Below are 25,648 nucleotides of genomic sequence, written 5' to 3'. Positions count from 1 at the left end.
GGCACGCCGGCCTCATCGCGGGCGTGCCGGTCGCCGAGGCGGCGGCCTACTTGGATTCGACTCGTCCGACGGGGTCGGGGCCGGCCGTCAACGCGTCACACGCCACCTTCCAGGCGGTGTCCCCGGGGTACAGCTCGGTGCGGAGGTAGGCCCAGGTGAGCCGCTGCACCGCGGACACGCGCCCGGGGTTCTCGTCCGTGGTCTCGGCGACGTCGTACCCGGAGATCCCGCCGAGCCCGTGCTCCGCGTCGAACAGGGTCAGCAGGGACTTGGGGCCCGGGGCGAGGACGTACGGATCCGCGTGCCAGTCCGCGCCCATGACCGTCAGGAATTCGGAGTGGTCCTTGTCGCCCGCCACCACGAGCGCGGGCGTCGTCATCCGGGAGAAGTCGGTGGTCCGGAAGAAGGAGTAGTTCTCGGCCGCGAACTCGCTGAGGGCGTCGCCGCCCCGGCCGGGTGCGGCGAGCAGCACGCCCGCCTTGATCCGGGGCTCGGCCAGGTTCACCTCGGTTCCGTCGCGGGGATCGGTGAGCCGGGCGCCCAGCAGCAGGCTCACGGTGTGCCCGCCCATCGAATGCCCGGCCACGGCGACCTTGTCGTGGTCCAGGCGTCCGGCGAGCTGCGGGACGGCGGCCTCGATCACGTCGAGCCGGTCGAGGATGCGCTTCATGTCCTCGGCCCGTGAGCGCCAGTGCGGGACCGCCCCGGGGGCGTCGGGATCCAGGCTCAGCGTCCTGGAGTCCAGGTGGGTGGGCTGGATCACGACGAAGCCGTGTGCCGCCCAGAAGTGGGCGAGCGGAGCGTAGCCGTTCAGTGAGGAGAGGTTGTTCGAGAAGCCGAGTCCGTGCGACAGGAGGATGACCGGCAGGTCGCCGCCGGTCACGGGCGCCGAGACCCGCATCTCCAGGTCGACGGCCCGCCCGGGCACCGACATCACCACCGGGCTGACGGAGAGGACCGGCGTGGGCGAGCCGAAGGTGTCGGCCGGGTGAGTCGATTCGCTCATGGTGCGTGTTTCCCTTCAACGGCCTCCGCCGCCGGTCTCGTCCGGCCGGCGGGTGAGGCGGTCACGAGCATCCGGTTCCCGCCGCGACTGAAACCGGAGCACTGTTCCGATTAACATACGGAGCAGCGTTCCGCTTTGTCAACGGCCGTCGGGGACAGCACGCGGCGGGCGCATCCGGCCCTCGCCGATCCGCCGGTCCGGCAGCCCCTGCCCGACACCCCTGTCAGCGGTTTTTGGACCCACCTGGCCGAACACCAGGGCGCGCGTCATCAGTCCGTTCGCACTTCCGTGCTTCGATCACGCCAGGAGGCACGACGCGACCCTGCCTCCGGCGCTGGCCGCCACCGTCCCGACCGACGAACCGCGCCAGTTCTTCGTCCACTACGGGGCCGCCGGCGATGCCGTGGGGCTCGCCGAGGGCCTTCGCCGGGCCGTGGACGCCACCCACGTCGTACCGATGCCTGGAGGAGCCGGCTGATGACCGGGGACAAAGAGACGATCGTCTGCCCTTTCGACTTCAGCGAAGCGCTGGACTTCGACCCCGCGCTCGCTGATCTGATGCGTCGCGACGGCCCCACGAGGATCCGGCTCCCCTACGGGGACGCCGACGCCTGGCTGGTCACCGGATTCGACGCCGTCAAGCAGGTGACCACCGACCAGCGGCTGAGCCGGGCGGGCATCATCGGTCTCGACTACCCCCGGATGACGCCGGAGCCCATCGTCTCCCCCGAGTCGATCAACGTGATGGACCCGCCTCACAGCACCCGCGTGCGCCACCTGGCTTCGCAGGCCTTCACCCAGAGCCAGGTGGACGCCATGCGGCCCCGTATCGTGCGGCTCGCGGATCTCCTCCTGGACGAGATGGAGAGGCAGGGCCCGCCCGCGGACCTGGTCCGGCACGTCTCCGACCCGCTCCCCCAGCACACCGTCCTGGACCTGCTCGGCATCGAACGGCAGGAATGGCCCCGGATCCAGGAGTCCGTGCACCAGCTGCTGGTCGTCGGTGCGGACAGCAAGGAGGCGGCCGTGACCGCCAAGGCCGACCTCACGGCCTACTTCGCCAAGCTGGTCGAACAGCGCCGGCACTCCCCCGGCACCGACCTCATCAGCGCGATGGCCGCGGCGCGGGACGGCGAGGAGCAGCTCGACGACAAGGAACTGGCGGTCATGGCGCTGATGCTGGCCCTCAGCGGCCAGGACACGGCGACGTGCGAGATCAGCGACATCACCTACCTGCTCCTGACACGTCCCGAGCTGATGGAACACCTCAGGCGCCGGCCCGAGACACTGCCGGACGTCCTGCACGAGATGCTCCGCTACATCCCGTTCCGCAAGGGCATCGGTATCCCCCGGGTGGCTCTGGAGGACCTGGAACTGGACGGTGCGCACATCCGGGCGGGGGACTTCGTCCACGTGTCCTACCTGACGGCCAACCGCGACCCGGAGCGCTATCCGAACCCGGACGTCATCGACCTCGACCGCCCCAACACCCCGCACATGACGTTCGGCTGGGGAGGGCACCGGTGTATCGCGATGCCCCTGGCCATGGCGGAGCTCGAAGTGGCCATCGGGCGGCTCCTGGAACGCTTTCCGGAGCTGCGGCTCGCGGTGGCGCCCGAGGAACTGCGGTGGGACACCGAGACGATCAGGCGGTTCCCGCTGGAGCTGCCCGTGGCCTGGTAGGCACCCCTGCCGGACGAGAGCGGCACGGGTCGTCGGTACTCAGCGGGGGACCCCGGGCCGCTCCCCGAGGGGCACCACACGTGCGTGCTGCCCGCGGGCGCAGGAGACCAGCCGCTCCCGCAGCCCGAGCCGGTCGACCTCGGTGAGGAAGTCGTCGAGCGGCGAGCGGAAGACGGAGTAGTCGTCGTAGTGGACGGGCAGGACGCCGGGGCAGCCGAGCCGGCGGGCGAGTTCGGCGCCCTGCGCGCCGTCCATGGTCACGACGAAGCCACCGGGCAGCCGGGTGCCGCCCAGGTGCAGCACGGCCAGTTCGGCGTGGGGGAAACGGCGCGCGATCTCGTCGAGCCCGTCGTACAGGAGCGTGTCGCCCGAGACGTACAGCCGCAGACGCACCGGCCCGTCGCGAGGGCCGAACTCCAGCATGCTGCCCATCACGGGCGGCAGCAGCCGGCGCAGCACGGGCTGCAGGGAGTGCCGGCCGGGCAGCGACGTCACCCGGACCTGTGAGCCGCCCTGACGGAACGTGCAGCTCTCCCAGGTCCGCAGGCCGCCGGCCCGGTCGAACCCCTGCCAGGTTCTCAGGCGGCGGGCGGCGTGCGGGGTGGTGACGATCGGCACCGAGCGGTCCAGGTGGCGCCGGGCCCGGCGGTCCCAGTGGTCTCCGTGCAGGTGGGAGAGGACCACGACGTCCAGCGGCGGGAGCTCGGTCACGTCCAGGGCCGGTTCGGTCAGGCGCGTGCTCGTGAGCCCGTATCCCAGGTGGGCGCGCTCGCCGCGGTGCAGGAAGTTGGGGTCGGTGAGCAGGGTCAGGTCGCCGTATCGCAGGAGGACCGTCGCGGTGCCGATGAAGTGCAGGTCGAGGGCGTCGTCGTCGAAGGCTGCCATGGGGATCCCTGCCCGACGGGTACCGGCCCGTCCGCCGGCCGGGGACAGTGCCGTCCGGGTGGCCCGGACTCACTCGGAGTACCCCGGGCGCGGTCGGGCACACGGCGCCGCTCGCCGGACATGCGACGTGGGCCGGTGGGCACCCGGTCCGTGTCCGTCCTGGGTCGTGGTGGGCCGGTTCGGGGAGCAGCATGGAGAGAGCAGGCCCGCCGACGGGTGCCCCCGGGGTATGCCACAGAAGGGAGCTGGGCGGGATGGAGGCAGACGCACCTCCCGAGGCCGAACGGCTGGGCTTCGGCCGGACGTGGGAATCGCCAGGGGGGCTGCTGGATCTGCTGAGTGTGTCGGCGGTCGTGCTGGACGCCAGCGGGCGGATCGTGTTCTGGAGCCCGCAGGCCAGTGAGACGTTCGGATACACCGCCGAAGAGGCACTGGGCCGGTACGCCGCCCCGCTCCTGCTCAGCGAGGAGCACCGGGAGCTGGCGATGACGCTGTTCGCCGGGGTGATGAGCACCGGCGAGGGCTGGGCCGGTGTCTTTCCCATCCGGCACAAGGACGGCGACACGCGCCTCGTGGAGTTCCGCAACATGCGGCTGCTCGACGACCTCGGTGACGTCTACGCGCTGGGCATAGCCGTCGACCAGAACACCCTCCACGGGGTCGAGAACAAGCTGGCGCTGTCCGAGCAGCTGGTGTCCCAGGCTCCGGTCGGGATCGCGCTGCTGGACACCGACCTGCGTTACCGCCTGGTCAACCCGGCGCTGGAACGGATCAACGGTGTCCCCGCGGCCGACCACATCGGCCGCCGCCCGCGTGACATCATCCCGTTTCCCGGTGTGGAGACCGTCGAGTTCGCGCTGCGGCAGGTGCTGACGACCGGCACACCGCTGATCGACCAGTACCTCGTGAGCCGTACCCTCGCCGACCCCGACCACGATCATGCCTGGTCGGTGTCGTACTACCGGATTGACGGGCCCGGCGGGCGGGTGATCGGTGCGGCCACCTCGGTCGTCGACGTCAGCGAACGCCACCGGGTCGCCGCCGAGGCCGACCGCGCCCGGCGCAGGCTGGCCGTGATCGCCGACGCCTCCGCCCGGGTCGGCACGACACTCGACGTGGAACGGACCGCGCAGGAACTGTCCCAGGTGGCCGTCCCCGATCTCGCGGACGTCGCGGCGGTGGACGTCCTCGACGCCGTCATGGCCTGCCGTCGCAGTACGGGCGCCCCCGACCGGCCGGAGGTCTTCCGCGCACTCGCGATCGCCTCCGCCTACCCCACGGACATCACCGCTGCCGCGGACGCGGTCGGGGAGGTCGCCACGTACGGGCCGGACCGGCTGATCACGCAGTGCGTGCACACCGCCCGGCCCGTCGTCGTACCCCGGATCGATCAGCAGGCCCTGCTGCGGATCGCACGTGACCCGCAGTCCGCGGCCGTGTTCGCCCGCGCCGGCGTCCACTCGTATCTCGCGGTTCCGCTGCTCGCCCACAACGAGGTCCTCGGTGCCTTCGATCTCCTGCGCGCCCGCAATCCGGACCCCTTCGGCGAGGACGACGTCGTCCTCGCCCGGGAACTGGCGGCACGGGCCGCCGTGGCCATCGACAACGCCCGCTGGCACCAGAGCGTGCGCAACTCCGCGGAAACGCTCCAGCGCAGCCTGCTGCCCAGCCGTCCCCCCGATCTCACCGGCCTGACGGTCGCCTCGTTCTACCAGCCCGCCCAGGCGTCCAGCGCGGTCGGGGGCGACTGGTACGACGTCATCCCGCTGGACGGTGACAAGACCGCCCTCGTGGTCGGCGACGTCATGGGCAACGGCATCGACGCGGCCGCGACCATGGGGCGCCTGCGCACCGCGACGCGTGCCTACGCCGACCTCGACCTCGCCCCTCACGAGGTGCTGCAGCACCTCGACAAGATCACCCATGGGCTGGAGCACTACATCGCCACCTGCCTCTACGCCATCTACGACCCCCACCGCCACCAGTGCCGTATCGCCAACGCCGGCCACCTGCCGCCCGCGCTGATCCGGCATGGCCGGCGCCCCGAGCTCCTCGACCTGCCCACGGGCGCGCCGCTGGGCGTCGGCGGGGTCCGGTTCCGTACCGTCTCGTTCGACCTGAGCCCCGACGACCGGCTCCTGCTCTACACCGACGGCCTGGTGGAGACCCGCGACCAGCCCATCGACGAACGCATCGACACGCTGCTCGACGCCCTGGACGACCAGAGCCCGTCCCTCGACGCCGTCTGCCGGCAGCTGCTGGACGCCATGGGGCATCCCGACGACCACGACGACGTGGCCCTCCTGCTCGCGAAGGCCGGTCCGCTCGCCTCCCGCCCGGCACCGGGCGGCAGCCCGACCGGCATGACGGCCGGCACATGACCCGGCTGCCCGGCGTGCGGCGCTGTCACTTGCGGTAGCCGAGGATGGTCATCATGCCGGTCTCGGAGTGGTACTGGTTGTGGCAGTGGAGCATCCACAGGCCGGGGTTGTCGGCGTCGAAGTCCACGACGAGTTTGCGGTGCGGCAGCACCACGGCGGTGTCCTTGCGGGCTCCCACGGCGCCGAATCCGGTCACGGCGAAGGTGTGGCCGTGCAGGTGCAGAGGGTGCCACATGTCCGTTGCGTTGATGAGGGAGATCCGGACCCGTTCGTCCTGGCGGACCGGGTGACGGTCCGTGAGGGAGTGGGGCTTGTGGTCGAAGCCCCAGTTGTACTCCCGCATGTTGCCGGTGAGCCTGATCCGGATCTCCCGGTCGGGCTTGCGGTGGCGCAGGGCCACGGACTCGTGCGGGCGGAGACGTCGGGCCGGCACGACGGCCCCGTCGAGCTCACGGGGGTGGGCGGAGGGCGGGGGAACCTCCTTGCCCTTGCCGGTGCGCAGCAGGGCCATGGCCCTGCTGCGCTTTCCCTCGGCGAGCGCGACCAGGGGGAACACCCCGTCCTTGGCGGTGACGAGCACGTCGTAGCGCTCGGCCATGCCGATCAGCAGCGCGTCCGTCTTCCTGTGTTCGACCGGGTAGCCGTCCGTGTGCGTGACCGTCATCTTGTGGCCGCCCAGTGCCACCCGGAAGGCGGTCTCGGCGCCGGCGTTGATGATCCGCAGCCGGATGCGGTCCCCGGGGCGGGCCTTGAAGACCGTCGGAGCCTTCGGAAGACGGCCGTTGATCAGGTAGTACGGATAATCGACATGGCCGGCCACACCCTGCAGCAGGCGGCTGTGGGCGTGATGCAGGATGCGGTTCGAACCGCCCCGGCCTTCCTGCAGTCGGGCGAGTACGCCGTCCGGGGTGGAGCCGCCCACGCCGTCCAGCCAGTCGTCCAGGAGGACCGTCCACTCCTTGTCGTACGACAGTGGCTCCTTGGGGTCGTCCACGATCAGCGGCGCGTACAGGCCCCGGTCGAGTTGCATGCCGGAGTGCGAGTGCAGCCAGTACGTGCCCGGGTGCGTCACGGCGAAGCGGTAGGTGAAGTCGGTGCCCGGTTTGATCGGAGCCTGGGTCAGATCCGGTACGCCGTCCATGTCGCAGCGCATGCGCACCCCGTGGGCGTGCAGTGTCGTGTCCTCGCGCAGATGGTTGGCCAGGGTGAGATCGAGGATGTCGCCCGCGGTGATCCGGATCTCCCTGCCGGGCAGGGTGTCACCGTAGGCCCACGTCCTGACCTTCCGTCCGCCCAGGTCCAGCGACGTCTCAATGGTGGTGAGCCGGAACTTGCGCACCGGACCGGTACCGCGCCTCTTCTCGACGGCCAGGACCTCCGGGCCGGACGGATCGATGTATCCGTCGGGTCCCTTGGGCACGAACGGGCGATGTCCGTGGTGACTGTCGCTGTGACCACCGGCGGACGAGCGCGGCGTGGCCTCAGAACCGGTACCGGGCCCTGTGCGCGGGCCGCGTTCGGTGCCCGCGTCGGGGCCGCTCTCCGAACAGCCGGCCAGGATGCCCGAGCCAACAGCCAACATCGAGGCTCTGAACAGGGTGCGTCGCGTATGTGTAGGCACAAGTGAATAACACACCTTTATGACCGCTTTTGCGAGAACTGGACCCTCGCGTTTCGCGATCTGGTCGAGGACCGGAGGCCTCGGATCGGGCCCGGCGTCACGGGGGCCGGCCGCGAAATCCGGTCGACAAGTGTGCCTGCACGGACTGGGATGGGGCCTGACCGCTCGCCGCACGGAGCGAGCCGGCCTCAGGAGGCACCCGTGGCGACGGGTCAGGACCCGGACACCCGCCCGCTGATCGACGACGTACTGGTCAGGCGCCTGGTCGACACGCAGTTTCCGCAGTGGGCCGGGCTTCCGCTGCGGCCGGTCCGGCCGGCCGGCTCGGATCACGTCATCCACCGGCTGGGCCGCGAGCTGGCCGTCCGGCTGCCCCGCCATGCCGGCGCCGCCGGGCAGGCCCGGAAGGAGTTCGCGTGGCTGCCCCGGCTCGCCCCGCACCTGCCCCTGGCCGTTCCGGTGCCGGTGGCGGTCGGGGAACCGGACTTCGGCTACCCCTGGCCGTGGGCCGTCTCCCGCTGGCTGGACGGCGAGGTGGCGACCGTGGAGGCCATGGCGGACTCGGCGGAAGCCGCCGTCGGACTGGCCGGGTTCCTGATGACACTTCAGCGGTCCGCGTCGGCGGAGCTCCCGGCCGAGGACGCCCGCGGGAACCTCACCGGCCGGCCGCTGGCCGCGCGGAACCGGGCGACACGGGCCGCCATCGCGGCGGTCGGGGGCGCCTTCGACACCGCCGCCATGACCGAACTGTGGGACGCGGCGCTCGGCGCCCCCGGTTGGGACGGCCCTCCGGTCTGGTTCCACGGCGACTTCCACACCGGCAACGTGCTGACCGTCGGCGGGCGCCTCAGCGCGGTCATCGACTTCGGCGAACTCGGCGTCGGTGACCCGGCCTGCGACCTGATGATCGCCTTCACCCTGTTGTCGGCCGGCCCCCGGGCCGCATTCCGCGCCGCGCTCGGCGTGGACGACGCCACCTGGCTGCGAGGCCGCGGCTGGGCACTGGCAACGGGTCTGAACGCCCATGTCTCCTACGCCGCCGTCGATGCCCGGGTCGCCGCACAGACCACCCGTCAGATCAACGCGGCTCTCGTCGGCTGACGCGCGGTCTGGCGCGAATGCTCGCAATCGCCCCTTCGGGTCTTGATGGCCGATTCACCGGCTGATCGGGGGGCCGCCAGACCGCGGCAGGGTTCCCGTAACCACCATCGGACAGCCTCCTGTGAGTCGTTGGGATACGGGAGGCTGAAGTGAAGCACACGCGCAGAAGACTCGCCGGTGCCGTCGTGGCCGTGCTGAGCGGTCTCACTCTGGCGATGACCTCGACGGTCGCGCACGCAGACGAGGGACTGGACGTCATCGCGCACCGCGGTTCGTCGGGCATGGCGCCGGAGAACACCGCGGCGGCCGTCGACCTCGCCGTCGCCCAGCGGGCCGACTTCGTCGAGATCGACGTGCAGCGCACGAAGGACGGCAAACTGGTCAACTTCCACGACTGCACCATGGAGCGGACCACCGACATCGAGGAGGTCTTCCCGGACCGTCCCCGCTACCGCGTCTCCGACTTCACGTGGGCCGAACTGCGCAGGCTGGACGCCGGTTCCTGGTTCCACGAGGACTACGCCGGCGAACGGCTCATCACGGTCGACGACGTCATCTCGCGCATCAGGAACACCGACACCGGGCTGCTGGCCGAGATCAGCCCCTGCAGCCACTACACGGGGATCGCGACCGACCTCGCCGAGAGCCTGCTGGACAAGCCGCGCTACGTCCGGCGCGCACTTGCCGAGGAGCAGCTCGCCGTCCAGTCCTTCCAGGTGGACGACGCCCAGGAGTTCCAGGCGCTGATGCCCGAGGTGCCGATCGGTTTCCTGGACGCCGAGCGTCCCACCGACGAGGAACTCGTCCAACTGAGCACATGGGCTGACCAGGTGAACCCGCAGTACACGGTGACCGACCAGGCACTGGTCGACCGGGTGCACGAACTGGGCATGGACATCAACGTGTGGACGGTCGACGAACCCGGCGCGATGCGCCGGATGGCCGGCCTGGGCGTCGACGGGATCATCACCGACTTCCCCCAGTCCCTGACCCAGCACTGACCCACCCGCCGCGGCCGACGGCGACCGGCAGGGCCGAGCCGCGGCCGAAGTGATCACCAGGGCGTTCCCGGGGGCGGTCCGGGGAGGATCGAAGTGCCCCGGCCGGCGTGTCGGGCTGCCGGGGAGGGTACCCGTGCAGGCCGACGGACAGCACCCGGGAGGGGTGACGACGTATGGTCTCCGAATCGGTGAGGGTCCCCTCGGGAGACGCCGCCCTCGCGGGCGACCTGGTGATCCCGGCCGGGGCACGTGGGGTGGTCGTCTTCGCGCACGGCAGCGGCAGCTCGCGTCTCAGTCCCCGCAACCGTGCGGTCGCCGAGGAACTGCAACGGGCGGGGCTCGGCACGCTGCTGCTGGACCTGCTGACCGAGCACGAGGACCGCGAGGACGCGGTCACCGGCGAGCACCGTTTCGACATCGCCCTGCTGGCCCGGCGCCTGGTCGACGCCATCGACTGGCTGCAGCAGCGGCCGGACACCGCGGATCTGCCGGTGGGCCTGTTCGGCGCGAGCACGGGAGCGGCCGCCGCCCTGGTCGCGGCGGCGGAGCGCCCGAGGAGTGTGTCTGCGGTCGTGTCCCGGGGCGGCCGGCCGGACCTGGCGGACGCCGCTCTGCCCCAGGTCAGGGCCCCGGTCCTGCTGATCGTCGGTGGTGACGACGAGATCGTGCTCGACCTCAACCGCAAGGCGGCCGAGGCCCTGTCCGCGCGGAACGCCACCCATGTGGTGCCGGGCGCGACGCACCTGTTCCCGGAGCCCGGCGCCCTGGCACAGGTCTCGGCGGCCGCCACCGACTGGTTCCGCGACCACCTGCACCGGCGCGACGGCGGGGGCCCCGCCGGCTGAGACCGCACGCGCACCGGCCGCCGTCGGCCCCGACGGCGGCCTTCCGCCCACGCGCCGGCGGGTCACGGGCGCCTATCCGCCGGCCGGCGTTCCCGGAGGCAGGGTGAGCGTGAGGGTGCCCGTGGGCTGGAGAGCCACGCCCACGCCGTCACTGATCCTCGCGAGCGTCGCACGCAGCCAGGCACGCTCCTCCTGCGGCGCGGGCTCCAGCCGCATCCGCCGGACCCGCAGGGGAACCATGCGGACTTCGGCCAGCCGGCCGGTGCCGGCCGTCACCGACACGAGGTAGGCGATGCGGAGGTCGTCACGGTACTCCTCGTAGCCGGAGATGCCCTCGTAGTCGTCGATGAAGTCGCCGCAGCCGTGCAGGATCAGCCGGTCGTGGTAGACCTCGATGGGCCGGGGGTGGTGCGAGGAGTGTCCGTGCACGATGTCGACGCCCCCGTCCACCAGGGTGTGAGCGAAACCGACCTGTGCCCGGGGCACGCGGTACCCCCAGTTGGACCCCCAGTGCACGGACACGACCACGATGTCGCCCGGTCCTTTCACCTGCCGTATCCGCCTGACCAGGGCCTCGGCCGCCTCGGGGGTCGGGGCGGGGACGTAGGCGAGTCCGGACTGTTCCGCCGTGGCCGTCCAGCTCGGCGGGATGCCGCTGGACGACATGCCGATGGCGAACACCAGGACGCGGACGGCGTCCCCCACGGGGATCACGGCCGGTCTGCGGGCGGCCGTCGCGTCACGTCCGGCTCCGGCCGCCCTGAGGCCGGCCCCGGCCAAGGCGTCGAGCGTTTCCGCCAGGCCTCGGCGGCCGAAGTCCAGCACATGGTTGTTGGCCAGCACGCAGACGTCGGGCCGGGCCACCGACAGGGCCGGCAGATTGGCCGGGTGCATCCGGTAGTGGACCGCCTTGCCGTGCGCGAACTCACCGTCGCCGGTGATCGCCGTCTCCAGATTCACGATCCGGACGTCCGGGGCCGTCCGCTCCAGTACGTCCAGTGCCTCGCCCCACGGCCACGCCGGTCCGACCGGCGCGGGGATCGGCCCGCCGACCCGTTCCGCCAGCTCCACGTAGGACCGTGCATCACGCACGTAGTCCTCCCGCAGCTCCGGGTCACCGGGGTGCGGGAGGATCTGGTCCACGCCGCGCCCGAGCATCACGTCACCGCACAGGAAGAGCGTCACCACACTGGGGCCCATGTACCCACCGTAGGCCGCCGGAGGTGTGCCGTGGGCGCCGCCGGCCGGAAGGACCGGGCGGGCGGATCGGCGGCCGCCGGACGCGGCCGGGGCGGGCGACGCCGGTGACGGTGGCGTCGAAGCGGACCTTGTCGCCGAGCACGTCGGCGAGCGGCTGCAGATGGCGCTCGGCTTCCAGGACCAGCGGTTCGATGCCGCGCTCGATGAGGCGGACGGCGGCTGCCTGATGTGTGTGCCCATAAGGTGGCCTCATGCCTGCCACGTTGAGTTCCGCGAGAACCCGCGCCGCCCTTCGTACAACCGCCCGTGTCTCGGCCGAGTCGCTGCTGGTGCTCGCGATGCTGGCGGTGGTCCTGTGGGTCCTCGGCCGCATGTGGTCGATCGTGTGGCCGCTGCTCATCGGTCTGTTGCTCACCACGTTGACCTGGCCGCTGACCCGCTTCCTGCGACGGCACGGATGGCCCCCGGCCCTGGCGGCGGCGTCCGTGACGTTGCTGTTCCTCCTGGCCGCCGGGGGCATCGTGGCGCTGATCGCGGTGCCGACGGCGTCGCAGACAGGAGAGTTGACCGACGGCGTGACCGACGGCATCCAGAAACTGCGTGAGTGGGCCGCGGGACCGCCGCTGAACATCGGCGACGACGAGATCACGGGTGCGGTCGACGCCGCGATGGCCCGCCTTCAGGACAGCGTCGGCAGCATGGTCACCGCCGTGGCCACGGGGTTGAGCACCGTCGTCAACGGCCTGATCACCGCCGTCCTGGCGGTCTTCCTGATGTTCTTCTTCCTCAAGGACGGCCCGCGGTTCCTGCCGTGGCTCGCTCGCCAACTGCCCGGCCGGCTCGCCACCGACATTCCGGCCGTCGCCGAGCGCGGTTGGGAGACGCTGGGCTCCTTCGTGCGTTCCCAGGCACTCGTGGGACTCGTCGACGCCCTCTTCATCGGCCTCGGTCTGTGGGTCCTGGGGGTGCCTCTGGTGCTGCCGTTGGCCGTGCTCACCTTCGTATCCGCGTTCGTGCCCATCGTGGGTGCGCTGTTCGCCGGCTTCGTCGCGGTTCTGATCGCGCTGGTGTCCAACGGCCCGACGGACGCGCTGATCGTGCTCGCGATCATCGTCGTGGTGCAGCAACTGGAGGGCAATGTGCTCCAGCCCATCATCCAGAGCCGTGGACTGGGCCTGCACGCCGCGGTGGTGCTGCTGGCCGTGACACTGGGCGGGAGCCTCGCCGGCATCGTGGGCAGTCTGCTCGCCGTACCGGTCACCGCGCTGCTCGCGGTGGTCTGGAACCACGTACGCGAGCAACTCGGTGAGCCGACGGAGGAGTCGGGGAACCCCGAGCCAGTGCACGCCAGTACAGCTACGGCTGCCACGGCTACGGCTACGGCTCCTCAGACGTAACCGTCTTCGCGAAGCGTGATACGACGGTGGCACATCACACGCACGGGTCGACGAGCAGTCGAACGTGCGGAAAACGACAGCACACGTCCCGCTTTCGTAGTATCACTGCAGCATCGGTGTGCAGCAGTAACTGATGTCGTGTATGAAGCACCAGCGCACACAACACATGCGTTTGGTCCTGCAAGCTTGCAGACATGCCGCTCGCAGTCTGCGAAGGCAACAGAGAGGTTCCGAAGAAGATGTCCGAAACCACCGCCAACACACCCGGTCTGACCTCGCAGTACACCGCGCAGGTCGCGGAAGACCTCGAACGCAACAGCAAGGAGCAGGAGCGTGTCAGCGCGGAGATCGCCGCGCTGCAGCAGCAGTTGTCCGCTCTGCAGCAGGACCACAGCGTCCTGGTGAATCTCCAGCAGGCCCTCGGCCTCGCGCCGGCACCGACCGAGCCCGAGCCCCAGCCCGAGCCCGCTCCCGTCGCGACGGTGCCCGCGCCGCGCAAGAAGACAGGCACCAAGTCCGGTGCGAGCAAGCCGGCCCGCACCAAGAAGGCCGCCGCGCCCAGCGTCAAGCCGGCCGCGAAGAAGGCCACGGCGAAGAAGAGCCAGTCGGAGGCGGCCGCCAAGAAGAGCACGGGCACGTCCGCCCAGCCGACACTCGTCGACATCGTCCGCGCCCACCTGGCCGAGCAGAGCGAACCGCGCTCCGCGGCCGAGGTCGCCGCCGAGTTGGGGCGGCAGTACCCCGAGCGTGCCATCAAGACCACCGTCGTCCGCAACACGCTGGAGAGCCTCGTGGCCAAGGAGCAGGCACAGCGCTCCAAGCAGGGCTCGTCGGTCTTCTACACGGCGGGAACGCCGAAGTCGGCCGAAGCGGCGCAGGACAAGCAGGAGCAGTCGGCCTGACGGCGTCGCCGGCCGGCGGACGACATGTGAGGCAGTTGCCGAGGATGTGCTGCCGGGGTGCCTGACGGCCACGGCAGCATCTCCTCGTCCCGGACCCGTGTCCTCACCCGCGACGCACTGCCGGTGAGGGCGGGCGCGGTCACCCCGTGGCGCCGACGGGGGTGAAGGTGACGGGGAGCCGCGTGGGGCCACGCAGTCCGCCGGGCCGCCATGTCAGTTCGGCCGACGGCACGGCGAGGGCCAGTCCCGGGAGGCGGCGCAGCACGGTTCCGATGGCGGTCCGGCCCTCCAGCCGGGCGAGAGGCGCCCCCAGGCAGTAGTGGATGCCGTGTCCGAAGGCCAGATGGCCGTTGTCGGGCCGGGTGACGTCCAACCGGTCCGGGTCGGGGAACCGCGCCGGGTCCCGGTCGGCGATGGCGGATGCGATCAGTACCGTCGCACCGCGCGGAACGGTTGTGCCCGCGATCTCCACGTCCTCGCGTGCGAAGCGGGCGATGCCCGGGCTGACCGGGCCGTCGTAGCGGAGGAACTCCTCGACGGCGGTCGGCAGCAGTTCGGGGTTGTCGCGCAGCAGCCGCAGTTGGTCGGGGTGGGCGAGGAGCGCGGCGATGCCGCTGCCGATCAGGTTGACCGTGGTGACGTAGCCGGCCACCAGCAGCAGGAACACCATGGCGATCAGCTCGTCCTCGTTCAGCCGCTGCTCCTCGTCACGGGCGTTGATCAGGGCGCTGAGGAGATCGTCTCCCGGCCGGGCGCGCTTGTTCTCCAGGAGCCCGGTCAGGTAGGTGTGCATGTGCTGCCACGCCTCGTTCATCGCGCCCGGGTCCGGCCTCTCCGCGCCGCGCATGAGCATGTCGTCGGTCCACCGCTGGAAGTCGTGGCGGTCGTCCACCGGTACGCCGAGCAGTTCACTGATCACCGTGACCGGGAGGGGCAGCGCGAAGTCCGCGGTGAGTTCCGCCCTGCCGACGGGGGCGACGGCGTCCAGCAGCCGGTCGGTGATCTCCTGGATGCGGGGCTGGAGCTCCGCGACCCTGCGTGCGGTGAACGCCTTGGAGACCAGGCGCCGCAGCCGGGTGTGGTCGGGCGGGTCGGTGCGCAGCATGTTCCTCGTCATCGACTCCCGCTCGAAGGCGGGCAACTGCTCCATGAGGCGGGGGTCGGAGGCGTCACGGACGTCGCTGCTGAGCCTCGGGTCGGACAGGGCGGCGAGGCCGTCCTCGTAGCGTGTGACCAGCCAGGCGTCGAGGCCCCCGGCGATGACCGCGCGCCGGACCGGGCCGTCCTCGCGCAGCTGCCGGTAGAGCGGGAAGGGATCCGCCAGGAAGGCCGGGTCGCCGTAGGGAAGAAGGACCGGCTGCTGGTTCATCGTGCCTCCCGGTGCACCTGGTGACCATGTGCGGCGATGCGCTGCGACGCGCCGGCATACGTCCCAGTGTCTCCGACGAGTGGGCATGCCGCCCTGCGGCATCCTCACCCTGCCTGGCCCCTGCGTGGCCCCGGCCGGGGCCACGCAGGGGCGGCCCGCCAGCACGCCCGCCGGACGACGGCTGCTAGAGCTGCGCCGCCCCTGTCGGTGCCGGATACGGCTCGCGGAAGGTGAACGCCTGCGGACCGGGGCCGTGTTCGCGCAGCATCCTGACCCGCTCCATCGCCTCGGCGACGGTCGGGCGGTGGCCGGCCGGGATCCACCACATGGCCTGGTGGGCCTCGCCCATGCGGCGGAACCACTCCCGGCGGCGGCCCAGCAGGCGCAGGTGATCGCTGTGGTAGGTGAAGTTCCGCAGGGCTTCGACCGACTCCCAGACGGAGCAGTTGATCAGCAGTAGGGCGTCGTTCCCGTCGGGACGGATGCCGGTCGCGTCCTTGCCGCCGTCGTCGACCAAGCGCCAGACGAACCCGGGGCTCCGGTCGGCGAGCGCGTTGATCTCCGGCTGCTGGGCGACGAAGTCGGCCAGCTCGGGGCTGTCCAGTGGGGCGACGATACGACCGATGTTGACCTGTGCCAGGTGAGTGTCACTCATGGGGCACAGCATGGCCCGCCCCCGCTTCTATAGTCAATGACTTTTCTTTTTAGAGAGGGCCACGCAGCAGCCCCCGGGACACGGATCCATCTCCGGTGACCACTGCTCGGGCGCCAGGCCCTCGATGAGCGCCAGGTTCATTCCGCAGATCAGTGCCGGGAACTCCGTCGCCAGCGTGTGGAAGGGGCAGTTGCGCAGCCGCAGGGTCTCCCCGTCCCAGAAGGGCTCGTAGCCGCGGTCCCGCAGCACCGCCTCCACGTCGTCGGCACGCGCGTCCGGCTGTGCCGCACCCGCCGTCCTCGCCGCGGCCTGCAGTTCCCGGTCCAGCCCGGCGTTCTCCAGCACCTCGGCGAGCAGCCGGCCTGCGGCGTCGTACGACCTCGGTGGCAGGGAGACGGCGTGCTCCCCCTCGGCGCGCCGGTACAGCTTCGCCGGCCGCCCCGCCCCGGGTCCGGCGCGGCCGGAGAGCCGTCGGAAGGACACGGCCAGGAGTCCGGCCTCGACCAGCTTGTCCAGGTGGAAGGCGGCCAGCGACCGGGAGACGCCGACCGCTTCCGCGGCCGCCTCGCGGCCCACCTCCTCCGGGGCGGCGGCGACATGTCGGTAGAGCCTGCGGCGCACGGGGTCGCTCAGCAAACCCAGCACGTCGAACGTGGAGTCTTCATCAGTCACACACCGACTCTATGACCAACGAGGGCTCGAGAAACACTGCCGCCCGCCCACCCCGCCCACCGCGGGCAGGGTGAGGGCCGAATGGGCCGGTCGTCCCTCGCCGGAGGGCATGGCGCTGAGATTGCGCAGCATGTCGTTGCGCTGCTCCAGGGCCCGAGCGGTGGCCGGGAAGAGTGTGGCACCGCCCTCGCCGGCCTGGTCCTGGTTCACGGTCACGAACTCACGGGTGCTGTGTTCGTAGGCGGCGAAGCCCGCGGCGTGTTCCCGGCCGGCCAGGGAACCGGCGAGCATGTACGCGCCGACGAGCGCGAGGCTGGTGCCCTGGCCGGTAAGGAACGAGGGCGCGTACGCGGCGTCGCCCACCAGCGCTACCCTGCCGCTGGACCAGCGGGGCATGCGGATCTGGCTGACCGCGTCGAAGAACAGGTCATCTGCGTCGCGCAGGGCGGCCAGCATGCCCGGGACCTCCCATCCCGCGTCGGCGAAGACCGCGGCGACCAGCTCCCGTTGGGCTTCCGGGTTCCGGAATGCGTCGGACGGCGGTTCCGGGTGGGCGAAGTCCAGGAAGGCGTGCACGTCGTCGTTGTCCCCCACGGCGTACAGTGCCGCGGCCCTGCCCGGGCTGTTCCACATCACGGTCTCGTGGGAGAGCCCGAAGGTGTTGCGCATGGTGAACACGGCGAAGCAGTGGCCGAGATACCGGTGGAACTGCTCTTCGGGGCCGAACACGAACTCGCGGGTGCGTGAGTGCAGACCGTCCGCACCGACCACCATGTCGAACGTACGCCTGCCGCCCCCGCGGAAGGTGACGTCGACCCCGTCGCCGGGCTGGTCGAGGGTGTCGATGGAGTCGTTGAACAAGAACTCCACGTCGTCACGGACCGCCGCGTAGAGGGCGTCGGTCAGATCCCCGCGCCGCACCTCCAGGTCCCGTCCCGCGACACCGCCGGTGACCTTGTGCGGGTGGAGTGAGGCCACCTCGCCGCCGTCCCCGTCGAGGAAGGTCAGCCGGCGCAGGTCGATGTGCGCTTCCCGCAGTCGCGGCAGGATTCCCATCCTCCGGACGACCTCGAGTGCGGTGCCGCGCACGTCGATGGGGTATCCACCGCTGCGCAGTGTGCCCGCCTTCTCGACCACCGTGACGGCGAATCCGTAGCGGTTCAGCCAGAACGCGAGGGCGGGCCCCGCGACACCGGCACCGGAAACCAGGACCGTGCGCTCCGTGTGGATCATTCCTTGACTCCTTTGTTCATGGTCCGGGCGACAAGCAGGGACAGCGCCGTGACGGCGCCGGCTATGACGAAGCCGGTGACGAAGGCCGATTCGGCCGGGACATCCGACCCGGGAGGGGTCCCGGCGGTGAGGAGCGCACCACCGACCTGCGCACCCACGGCGTAGCCGATCACGCGAGTCACCAGGACCAGGCTGGTGGCGATGCCGGTGTCGCCTCGATCGACGGAAGTGGCGGTGCTGGTCACCATCGCCGTGACGCACAGGCCGTTGGCGAGTGAGATCATCATCTTGCCGATGACGAGGTGCCAGACCTCGGTGTGCACGGCTGCCAGGGCGGTCAGGGCGGCGGCCATGATGACGATCCCGGCGGTGACCACGGCACGCGAGCCGAAACGCCGCGCCCCGATCCCGCCGATCGGCCCGGCCAGCGACGCGGCCACGGCGCCGGGCAGCAGGAAGAAGCCGATCTCGGTGGCGCCGGCGCCGAAGCCGTACTCGTCGGCGGGCACCGCGAACAGCTGCGGGACGAGGTAGACCGCCACCGAGGTGCCGACGCAGATCACGAACGTCAGCACACACGACGTCCACATCGCGGGCCGTGCCAGCATGCGCAGATCGACCATCGGCGAGGCCGCGCGCCGCTCAACGGCTGTCCATCCGGTGGCGAGGGCGGCCAGAAGCACGATGAGGGCGCCGAGCACGAGTGGCTGCGAGCCGATGTCGGGCGCCAGCGCGAGTACGAGCATGAGCGTGACCAGCGTTCCGCTGAGCAGGCCCAGGCCGGGCCAGTCGACCCCGCCGTCGTCCGGCCGGCCCGGCGGATCACTCGGCATCAGGCTGTTCACCAGGATGGTGGACCCGATGACCGCGATCGTCGGCAGCGCGAACATCCAGTGCCGGGACAGCCCTTCCGCCACGGGCCCGGCCGACAGCGTTCCCGCCATCCCGCCGCCCACGAACAGCCCGCTGACCACCCCGATGGCCACCTTCGACTCTCCCGCGGGGAGGTGTGTGCGCACCAGGATGAACGACAGGGGCAGCGCGCCCACCATCGCTCCCTGCAGTACTTGGCCGAGCAGCAGCACGGGCAGGTTCGGCGCCAGGGCGGACACCAGGCCACCGGCGGAGACCACCGCCATCAGCCGGATCAGGACTCGTTTTCCGCCGTAGCGGTCGCCGAACTTGCCTGCGACCGGTGTGACGAGCGCGCCGGTGACGAGGAGCACGATGCTGAGCAGCGCCCCTTCGGCCGGACTCATGTCCAGCTCACGTTGCAGGAGCGGGAGCGTCGGCGTCACCACCGACTCCAGGGCACCGGTGGCGACCGCCAGCGTGCCGAGGGCCCCGACAGCGGCCTTCCCGATGCGGACCGGGGGAGCCAGAGTTGCGGTCATGGACGTCCTTTCCGTCATTGCCGGGCGCGTAAGGGTTCGGGCGTACGCATGGGCTACGACCAGCGGCGCAGCGGCGGCACGTACGGCGCCTCGCCGGTCAGGCCGTGCATCATCGGGACCAGCGTGGCCGCGGCGATCGCGGAGCCGAGGACAGCCGCCGAGGACCGCGGCCATGGCGTTGTCGGACCAGGCGCCCAGCTTCGCGTCGAGGTTCTGCTCGGTGGCCCAGCCGGAGGCGTCGGTGACCTTGCCCAGAGCGGTGAGCGATGTCGCCGAACCGCCCCGTACCAGCAGCGTGCTGTCGAAGCCCGAGGTGACGTGCCCGCGCTCAGCCTCATGGTCCGCCCTTTCGCGATCTTCTCGTTCCGATGAAGAGGAGTGTGCGGGGACGGCTGCGCGCCGGGCGTCACACCCGGGAGCCAATGTGGGGGTGCTACCGCGGTAGGGGGTGGTGGAGGGGCAGGTCCTGCCCCTCCACCGGAGGGCTGCCGCCGGGGGCCGTAGGGTCCGGGCTGCCGCCGGCGAGGGAGCCGCTGTGCTGGGGTTGGGGGCGCCGCCCGCGCCGTCGCGGATCGTGCAGCGCGCCGCCCCGGTGGCAACGTCCTCGGGGTCGCGGGGCTCAGCCCCGGGCAGGGGCTGTCTACTCGCCCGGGGCCACCAGCCCCGATTCGTACGCGAAGACCACCGCCTGGGCGCGGTCGCGCAGGTCGAGCTTGGTGAGGACGCGGCTCACGTGCGTCTTCACCGTCTGCTCGGCCAGCACCAGCGTCTGTGCGATCTCCGCGTTGGACCGGCCGCGGGCCACCAGGGTGAGGACCTCGGTTTCGCGTTCCGTCAGGGCCTTCGGCCGCAGTGCGGGCTTGCCCCGGACTGCGGGACGCTGCCGGGCGAAGTCCGCGATGAGACGGCGCGTCACGGAGGGGGCCAGCAGCGCGTCGCCCGCGGCCACGACGCGTACCGCCGCGATGAGGTCGGCCGGCGGCGCGTCCTTCAGCAGGAAGCCGCTCGCGCCCGCCCGCAGCGCCTCGTAGACGTAGTCGTCGACGTCGAACGTGGTGAGCATCAGGACGCGCGGCCGGTGCTCCTGCGCTGTCCGAGGGGCGTGGGCGGTGCCCCCTCCGCCGCCCGGCGGGGGTGCGAGGATGCGGCGCGCTGCCTCCAGGCCGTCCATCTCGGGCATGCGGACGTCCATCAGCACGACGTCGGGATGGGTGCGCCGGCTCAGTTCGACGCCCTGCGCACCGTCGGGGGCCTCGCCCACCACGTCGATGTCGCTCTGAGCAGCCAGCAGCGCGGCGAAGCCGGCCCGCACCATGGCCTGGTCGTCGACGATGATGACCCGGATCGTCATGCCGCCCCTTCAGTGTCGTTCTCTGTCACCGGCAGCCGCGCCGCCACCCGGAAGCCGCCGTCCGGCAGCGGCCCGGTGTCCAGCTCGCCGCCCACCAGCCGCACCCGCTCGCGCATGCCGACGAGGCCGTGCCCGGTGCGGCCCTGCTCCAGCGGCGCGGCGGGCGGCTCGGGCGGCGGCCCGTTGACGACGAGGACGGTGAGCCGCTCCCCGTCCTCCGACACCGAAACCTGCGTCGGAGCACCGGGCGCGTGCCGCACGACGTTCGCGAGGGCCTCCTGGACGATGCGGTACGCGGACAGGCCCACCGCCTCGGGCACGTCGGCGTCCCGGGGGGTGAACTCCACCGGCACGCCCGCCCTCACCGTCGCCTCCACCAGCTGCTCGATCCGCGTCAGGCCCGGCTGGGGCGCGAGTTCACCGTGCGCGTCCTCGTTCCGCAGCACGCCGAGGAGCCGTCGCATCTCGCCGAGCGACTCGCGCGCGGTCGCCGCGATGGACGTGAACTCCTCCTGCACGTCCGGCGGCAGCCCGTCGAGGCGGTACGCCGCGGTGTCCGCCTGCACCGTGATGACGGACATGTGGTGCGCCACCACGTCGTGCAGCTCGCGCGCGATGCGGGCGCGTTCCTCCAGCAGCGTCCGGCGGTCGCGCTCGGCCTCGCTGATCGTCTCCTGCTCGGCCAGCCTGCGTTGCGCCTCGTACCGCTCGCGGAGCGCACCGGCGAGCAGGAGTGCGACGCCGCTGAGCACAGTGAGCAGGGCGCTCCTGGCGCTCGTGCCGTGGGGTGCGGCAAACCCCAGGCCGACGTTCGCACCCGCCGTCGCCAGCCACACCAGCAGCAGCGTCCGGCGCGGCTCGCGCAGGCCGAGGGCGAGGCAGAGGCCGACGTACCCGACGATCTCCATCGGCGGGAACGGCCACAAAAGCCGCTCTTGGAAGTCGACGGTGAGCAGGGCGAGCGCCCCGGCCACGTCCGCGGCGAAGATCACGTACCAGGCCTGCAGCGGGCGGACGACGGCGAGCATCAGGGGTGCCGTCTGCGCGACGGCCAGCGCGCTCGCGATGCCGCCGTTCAGACCGTAGTCGACGCTGAGGACCTGGATGGTGGTGGGCAGCAGGGCGACGCACAGCACGAACGCCACGCCCCACGGCAGCAGCCGTACCCAGCGACGCGACGCCCCCGCGAGCAGCGCTCGCGGGGGTTCCTCCTGCACCGGCGTCATGGGCCCCAGCCTATGTTCGGCGGGACGGCGCCAGGAGGCGCGCAGCTGTCTGGCGGAGCCATGGGGGCATCCATCCGTCTCCCTCTGCTTTCGTCCGTGGTGACGGGGAGGAAGCATAGGAAGGCGGTGGGAGGCGGGCCATCACACTGGGGAGCCAAGTCGGGAGTGATACCCCGGTAGGGGGTGATCCGGCCGGGGCTCCGGCCGGCCCCTGTCAGGTCTGCGGCTGGAGGGCGGGGCCGAGTGAGGAGAACTTCTCCTTGCTGACGATCCGCCGGGGCGGCCACGTGATGTTCTCCGGCGGCCAGCTCTGGCCGGTGCGCTGCAGGAACCAGGCGGGCGGCTCGTACATCGGCGGCTCATAGCCCTCGGGGAGAGCCGTCCGCCACTCCACTCCCTCGCGCCGCTTGTCGAACTCCTCCTTGAGGCCCCGCAGCAGCTCCGGTTTCACCAGCAGGTCGACGGCCGTAGCCGCCAGGTACTTGGCCGCCGCCCGTATTGCGGCGTGTCCGGGTGCCGAACCCGCACACGAGGCGGTGGACCAGGTGTGCATCTTCGTGCCGATGGGCGCCAGTGCCGCGCCCATGGAGACGGTGGGCACCTGCCAGCTGATGTCGGCGACGTCGGTGGACCCGCCACCGAGGAAGACGGGGTTGGGCGGGGTCAGCTCGCTGATCTCGTCGTGCAGGCCCGACTCCGGCAGCCCCAGCGACTTCTGCAGTTCCTTGGCCAGTCGCTGCGCCTCGGCGGAGAACTCCGGCGGGCCGATCTGCCGCATGTTGTCGTACATCAGCTCGGCGAACGCCTTGGAGGGGAGCTGGTTCCAGCAGGCGGACGTGATCTTGTGCTGCACGGAGGTGCGGCTGGCCCGGGCGGCGGCCTCGGAGACGGCGATCACCTTCTCCAGCAGGGAGTTGACCCGCGCGACGCTGCCCTCACGGACGTAGTACGAGATCTGCGCGATCTCCGGGGTGACGTTCGGTATGTCGCCGCCGTTGTTGATCACCCAGTGCAGCCGGGCGGACGGGCCCATGCTCTCCTCGCGCAGGAACTCCGACATGGACGCCATCATGACGGCCGCGTCCAGCGCGCTCTTGTTGCCGAGCGGGGTGCCGCCGTGGCCCGCGACACCGAGGAAGGTGAAGGTGATGGCGGTCATCGCGTTGGACGTGCCCCAGCCGGTCGCGTTGCCGGTCGAGGGGTGCCAGTCGAGGAACGCGTCCAGACCGTCGTACACGCCCTGGCTGACCGCGTACGTCTTGCCGATGAGCTGTTCCTCGGCGGTGGAGCCGAAGAACTTGACCGTCACGTCGAGGCGGTGGCGCCGGGCCGCCTCCGCGACGGCGGCGGCAGCGGCGGCGGCAGCGGTCCCGAGCGCGCAGTGGCCGCAGCCGTGGCCCGGGCCGTACCCCGGCGCGAAGGGGTCGTGGACGTACTCCCTGGGGTCGTGTTCGCCGGCGCCGGCCTTCTGCGACAGGCCGGGCAAGGCGTCGTACTCGCCGCTGAACCCGATGACCGGGCCGCCCTTGCCGCGCCGGTAGGTCGCGGTGAAGGCGGTGGGAAAGCCCGCCGTGCCGAACTCGATGTCGAAACCGGCCTTGCGCAGGAAGTCGGCCTGGGCGAGGGAGGAGTTCCACTCCCGCAGGCTCAGTTCGGCGTGTTCCCAGATTTCGTCGTTGAGGTCCGTGATCCGCGAGGCGTTCTGCTCGATCCAGGCGAGCGCGGTCCGCTTGGCCGCCGAGTCCTCGGCGAGGCCCTCGGGGGGTGTGTACGCCGCGGCCTGCGCCTCCGTGACGCCGACGGCGCTGTCGGCGGTGGCCGCCACCGCCGGATCGGCCGTCGCGGTCACCGCCGTGGTGGCGATGCCGGCGGCGCCCAGCAACTGCACGATCTGACGCCGGCTGAGCCCGGACCCGGCGGTGGCTTCATGGCTGTGCTCGTTGGGATCGTGCAGGTCACACACGGGCGCCTCCGGCTCGATTGGTGTGTACACGTAGAGGTGGTGCCCGGGTACGATCCACTCCCCGCGTTACGGAGTCAAGAGGTCCGGATATCCGGCGCGTTACGCGTGTCACTCGATGCCACGATTCCTCGAGCAGCGCCGGATCCACGCGCGACCCGGCGCCGGGGCGCGACCGACGCGTCAGGCGGCTGCCTGGGTGAGCTCCGCGCGGCCGAAGAGGATCGCGTAGCCGGTGGGGAGCTGGGCGAGGATACGGTCGAGCAGGGGCTCTCCGGCGAGTTCGGCGACGACGCCGAGGACGGAGCCGACGTCCCAGCGTGTGGTGGCGAGGCTGCCGCCGGTGCGGGAGGCGAGGTCCTTGACGAAGGCCCAGCCGGTCAGCGGCTCGGGGTCGGGGATCGAGGCGACGAAGACCTGCGCGGCCTCCCTGGGAAGGCGGGCGGCGAGGTCGACGCGTTCGTCCCCGGCGAGCCGGCGGCCGAGCGCGGCCAGGACGGCGGTGACGACTTCCTCGGCCCGTTCCCGGCTGGGGTAGGCACCGTCGTGGCGGACCTGTTCCAGCATCCGGGCGAACGTCATGGTCGGCGTGGCGATCGTCGTGGGGACCGTCATGGGCTGCATCGAGCGGTGACGCCTTTCTCGCGAACGGATGGTGTTGTGCCCCGGGGCCGGTGACGGTTCGGCACGTCACCGGCGCTGAGGGCTGTACTCGGGGTCTGCGGTGTCCTGGGGGCGGCCGAAGAGCATGTCGTAGCCCGGCGGGAGCTGGAGCAGGATGCCGCGTGTCAGCTCGTCACCCGCCGCATCGGCGGTCACGCTGAGCACGGCGCCGACGTCCCAGGCCGCGGTCTGTTCGGTCGCTCCTTCGATCCACGCGGCGGTGGCCCGCACGAACCGCTCCGCGGAGAGCGGTTCGGCGGCCTGCAGCGGGTTGAGGAGGATCAGGGCGAAGGTTTCCGGGAGCCGTGCGGCCAGTTCGGCCCGTACCTCGCCGACGAGGTGGGCGCCCAGCAGCGCCAGGACGGCGCGTGCCGCCCGGTCCGCCTCGGAACGCGTCGGGTACTCGCCGCGTTCCTGCACCTGGTCGAGGAACGCCTCGCGCAGCATGGCCACCACACGTCCTCCTTCCACTCGTCGGTGCGTCGCCCCGCAGGGGTGGAGCACGGCGATCCGGGACGGACCGGCCGGCCCGTCTCCTGCCCCGCGGGACGAGGGTTGTGCCTCAGCCGGAGATCTCCTTGCGCGTCGAGCCCCTGCCGATGGAGATCTTGCGGGGCTTGGCACGCTCGGCGATCGGGATCCGCACGGTGAGCACGCCGGCGTCGTAGTCCGCCTTGATGTGCTCGGTGTCGAGGGTGTCGGCCAGCATCACCTGGCGCGAGAAGACACCCAGAGGGCGCTCCGACAGTTCCATCTGGACGTCGTCGCTCTTGGTGACCGGGCGGCGTTCCGCCCTGACGGTGAGCATGTTCCGCTCGACGTCGATGTCGATCGCGTCCGGGTCGACACCGGGCAGGTCGAGGGCCATCACGTACTCGTCACCCTGGCGGTAGGCGTCCATGGGCATCGCCGAGGGCCGCGACCAGGTGCCCGACGTGCCGAGGAGTTGCTGAGTGATCCGGTCCAGCTCACGGAAGGGATCGGTGCGCATCAGCATTGTGAAACACCTCCACTTCAGGCAGTCCCTGCTCATGCGCTGCTTCACCAATTTCTGTAGCATGTCATCGCATCGATGACAAGTCCTGTTGTCGTCCATAGAGTGA

Annotated in this window: 24 protein-coding genes; 8 read left to right on the top strand and 16 right to left on the bottom strand. The window is 71.3% G+C overall.

Annotation, left to right across the window (positions count from 1 at the left end):
* Positions 1-46: 46 nt before the first annotated feature.
* A complete protein-coding gene (locus H0H10_RS36235; protein WP_188185439.1) occupies positions 47-1,006 on the bottom strand; it encodes an alpha/beta hydrolase family protein in 960 nt (319 codons plus the stop codon).
* A 109-nt stretch (positions 1,007-1,115) separates the two neighbouring features.
* On the opposite strand from H0H10_RS36235, the gene H0H10_RS41360 reads away from it, so the two are divergent.
* Positions 1,116-1,484, top strand: a complete 369-nt coding sequence (locus tag H0H10_RS41360; RefSeq protein WP_373566963.1) for a DUF1259 domain-containing protein — start codon at positions 1,116-1,118, stop codon at positions 1,482-1,484.
* Positions 1,484-2,689 (top strand): cytochrome P450, encoded by a 1,206-nt coding sequence (locus tag H0H10_RS36230; RefSeq protein ID WP_188185438.1) that lies wholly within the window; start codon positions 1,484-1,486, stop codon positions 2,687-2,689. Before H0H10_RS41360 ends, H0H10_RS36230 begins: the two co-directional genes overlap by 1 nt.
* A 39-nt stretch (positions 2,690-2,728) precedes the next feature.
* Here H0H10_RS36230 and H0H10_RS36225 read toward each other — a convergent pair whose 3' ends face one another.
* The gene (locus tag H0H10_RS36225; protein ID WP_188185437.1) at positions 2,729-3,574 is read right to left on the bottom strand and encodes an MBL fold metallo-hydrolase; all 846 of its coding nucleotides are present in this window, start codon (positions 3,572-3,574) and stop codon (positions 2,729-2,731) included.
* 254 nt (positions 3,575-3,828) lie between these two features.
* On the opposite strand from H0H10_RS36225, the gene H0H10_RS36220 reads away from it, so the two are divergent.
* Entirely contained in the window at positions 3,829-5,955 is a 2,127-nt protein-coding gene (locus tag H0H10_RS36220) for a SpoIIE family protein phosphatase (RefSeq protein ID WP_188185436.1), read from the top strand.
* Positions 5,956-5,980: 25 nt separating this feature from the next.
* On the opposite strand, the gene H0H10_RS36215 is transcribed toward H0H10_RS36220, so the two are convergent.
* A complete protein-coding gene (locus H0H10_RS36215) occupies positions 5,981-7,576 on the bottom strand; it encodes a multicopper oxidase family protein (RefSeq protein WP_373566961.1) in 1,596 nt (531 codons plus the stop codon).
* A gap of 201 nt (positions 7,577-7,777) precedes the next feature.
* On the opposite strand from H0H10_RS36215, the gene H0H10_RS36210 reads away from it, so the two are divergent.
* From H0H10_RS36210 to H0H10_RS36200, 3 genes are all read left to right on the top strand, one after another.
* A complete protein-coding gene (locus H0H10_RS36210) occupies positions 7,778-8,677 on the top strand; it encodes an aminoglycoside phosphotransferase family protein (protein WP_309141980.1) in 900 nt (299 codons plus the stop codon).
* 149 nt (positions 8,678-8,826) lie between these two features.
* Positions 8,827-9,678, top strand: coding sequence for a glycerophosphodiester phosphodiesterase (locus H0H10_RS36205; protein ID WP_309141979.1), 852 nt, complete (start codon positions 8,827-8,829; stop codon positions 9,676-9,678).
* Positions 9,679-9,851: 173 nt separating this feature from the next.
* Positions 9,852-10,523 (top strand): dienelactone hydrolase family protein, encoded by a 672-nt coding sequence (locus tag H0H10_RS36200; RefSeq protein ID WP_188185433.1) that lies wholly within the window; start codon positions 9,852-9,854, stop codon positions 10,521-10,523.
* Between the two features lie 72 nt (positions 10,524-10,595).
* Here the strand turns inward: H0H10_RS36200 and H0H10_RS36195 are convergent, their stop codons facing one another.
* Complete coding sequence (locus tag H0H10_RS36195; RefSeq protein ID WP_188185432.1) at positions 10,596-11,723, bottom strand: CapA family protein; 1,128 nt, start codon at positions 11,721-11,723, stop codon at positions 10,596-10,598.
* On the bottom strand, positions 11,686-11,976 hold the full coding sequence (locus H0H10_RS40370) for a hypothetical protein (RefSeq protein ID WP_223181022.1): 291 nt from the start codon (positions 11,974-11,976) through the stop codon (positions 11,686-11,688). Before H0H10_RS40370 ends, H0H10_RS36195 begins: the two co-directional genes overlap by 38 nt.
* Here H0H10_RS40370 and H0H10_RS36190 point away from each other — a divergent pair.
* Positions 11,975-13,120 carry an AI-2E family transporter gene (locus H0H10_RS36190; protein WP_188185431.1) on the top strand — a complete coding sequence of 382 codons (1,146 nt, stop codon included), beginning with the start codon at positions 11,975-11,977 and terminating at the stop codon, positions 13,118-13,120. The two genes, H0H10_RS40370 and H0H10_RS36190, sit on opposite strands and share 2 nt — an antisense overlap.
* A gap of 239 nt (positions 13,121-13,359) precedes the next feature.
* On the top strand, positions 13,360-14,022 hold the full coding sequence (locus H0H10_RS36185; protein WP_188185430.1) for a hypothetical protein: 663 nt from the start codon (positions 13,360-13,362) through the stop codon (positions 14,020-14,022).
* A gap of 139 nt (positions 14,023-14,161) precedes the next feature.
* Here the strand turns inward: H0H10_RS36185 and H0H10_RS36180 are convergent, their stop codons facing one another.
* The 11 genes from H0H10_RS36180 to H0H10_RS36130 form a co-directional block, all read right to left on the bottom strand.
* Positions 14,162-15,391, bottom strand: a complete 1,230-nt coding sequence (locus H0H10_RS36180; protein ID WP_188185429.1) for a cytochrome P450 family protein — start codon at positions 15,389-15,391, stop codon at positions 14,162-14,164.
* A gap of 184 nt (positions 15,392-15,575) precedes the next feature.
* The gene (locus H0H10_RS36175; RefSeq protein WP_188185428.1) at positions 15,576-16,046 is read right to left on the bottom strand and encodes a DUF3291 domain-containing protein; all 471 of its coding nucleotides are present in this window, start codon (positions 16,044-16,046) and stop codon (positions 15,576-15,578) included.
* A gap of 33 nt (positions 16,047-16,079) precedes the next feature.
* Positions 16,080-16,718 (bottom strand): helix-turn-helix transcriptional regulator, encoded by a 639-nt coding sequence (locus H0H10_RS36170; protein WP_188185427.1) that lies wholly within the window; start codon positions 16,716-16,718, stop codon positions 16,080-16,082.
* A gap of 9 nt (positions 16,719-16,727) precedes the next feature.
* Positions 16,728-17,951, bottom strand: coding sequence for an FAD-dependent monooxygenase (locus H0H10_RS36165; protein ID WP_188185426.1), 1,224 nt, complete (start codon positions 17,949-17,951; stop codon positions 16,728-16,730).
* A complete protein-coding gene (locus H0H10_RS36160) occupies positions 17,948-19,345 on the bottom strand; it encodes an MFS transporter (protein ID WP_188185425.1) in 1,398 nt (465 codons plus the stop codon). The genes H0H10_RS36165 and H0H10_RS36160 overlap by 4 nt, the downstream gene beginning before the upstream one ends.
* A 640-nt stretch (positions 19,346-19,985) precedes the next feature.
* The gene (locus tag H0H10_RS36155; RefSeq protein ID WP_188185424.1) at positions 19,986-20,696 is read right to left on the bottom strand and encodes a response regulator; all 711 of its coding nucleotides are present in this window, start codon (positions 20,694-20,696) and stop codon (positions 19,986-19,988) included.
* A complete protein-coding gene (locus tag H0H10_RS36150; RefSeq protein WP_188185423.1) occupies positions 20,693-21,922 on the bottom strand; it encodes a sensor histidine kinase in 1,230 nt (409 codons plus the stop codon). The genes H0H10_RS36155 and H0H10_RS36150 overlap by 4 nt, the downstream gene beginning before the upstream one ends.
* Positions 21,923-22,136: 214 nt before the next feature.
* Positions 22,137-23,915 (bottom strand): amidohydrolase, encoded by a 1,779-nt coding sequence (locus tag H0H10_RS36145; RefSeq protein ID WP_309141978.1) that lies wholly within the window; start codon positions 23,913-23,915, stop codon positions 22,137-22,139.
* Positions 23,916-24,065: 150 nt separating this feature from the next.
* Positions 24,066-24,506, bottom strand: a complete 441-nt coding sequence (locus H0H10_RS36140) for a DUF2267 domain-containing protein (RefSeq protein WP_373566960.1) — start codon at positions 24,504-24,506, stop codon at positions 24,066-24,068.
* 66 nt (positions 24,507-24,572) lie between these two features.
* Positions 24,573-24,992 (bottom strand): DUF2267 domain-containing protein, encoded by a 420-nt coding sequence (locus H0H10_RS36135; protein WP_223180985.1) that lies wholly within the window; start codon positions 24,990-24,992, stop codon positions 24,573-24,575.
* Between the two features lie 115 nt (positions 24,993-25,107).
* Positions 25,108-25,542, bottom strand: a complete 435-nt coding sequence (locus H0H10_RS36130; protein WP_188185422.1) for an Hsp20/alpha crystallin family protein — start codon at positions 25,540-25,542, stop codon at positions 25,108-25,110.
* Between the last annotated feature and the right edge of the window lie 106 nt (positions 25,543-25,648).

Source organism: Streptomyces griseicoloratus (genome assembly GCF_014534645.1).
Lineage (GTDB): Bacteria > Actinomycetota > Actinomycetes > Streptomycetales > Streptomycetaceae > Streptomyces > Streptomyces griseicoloratus.
Note: the sequence above shows the minus strand (reverse complement) of the source record. Positions and strands in the feature narration are given on the sequence as shown.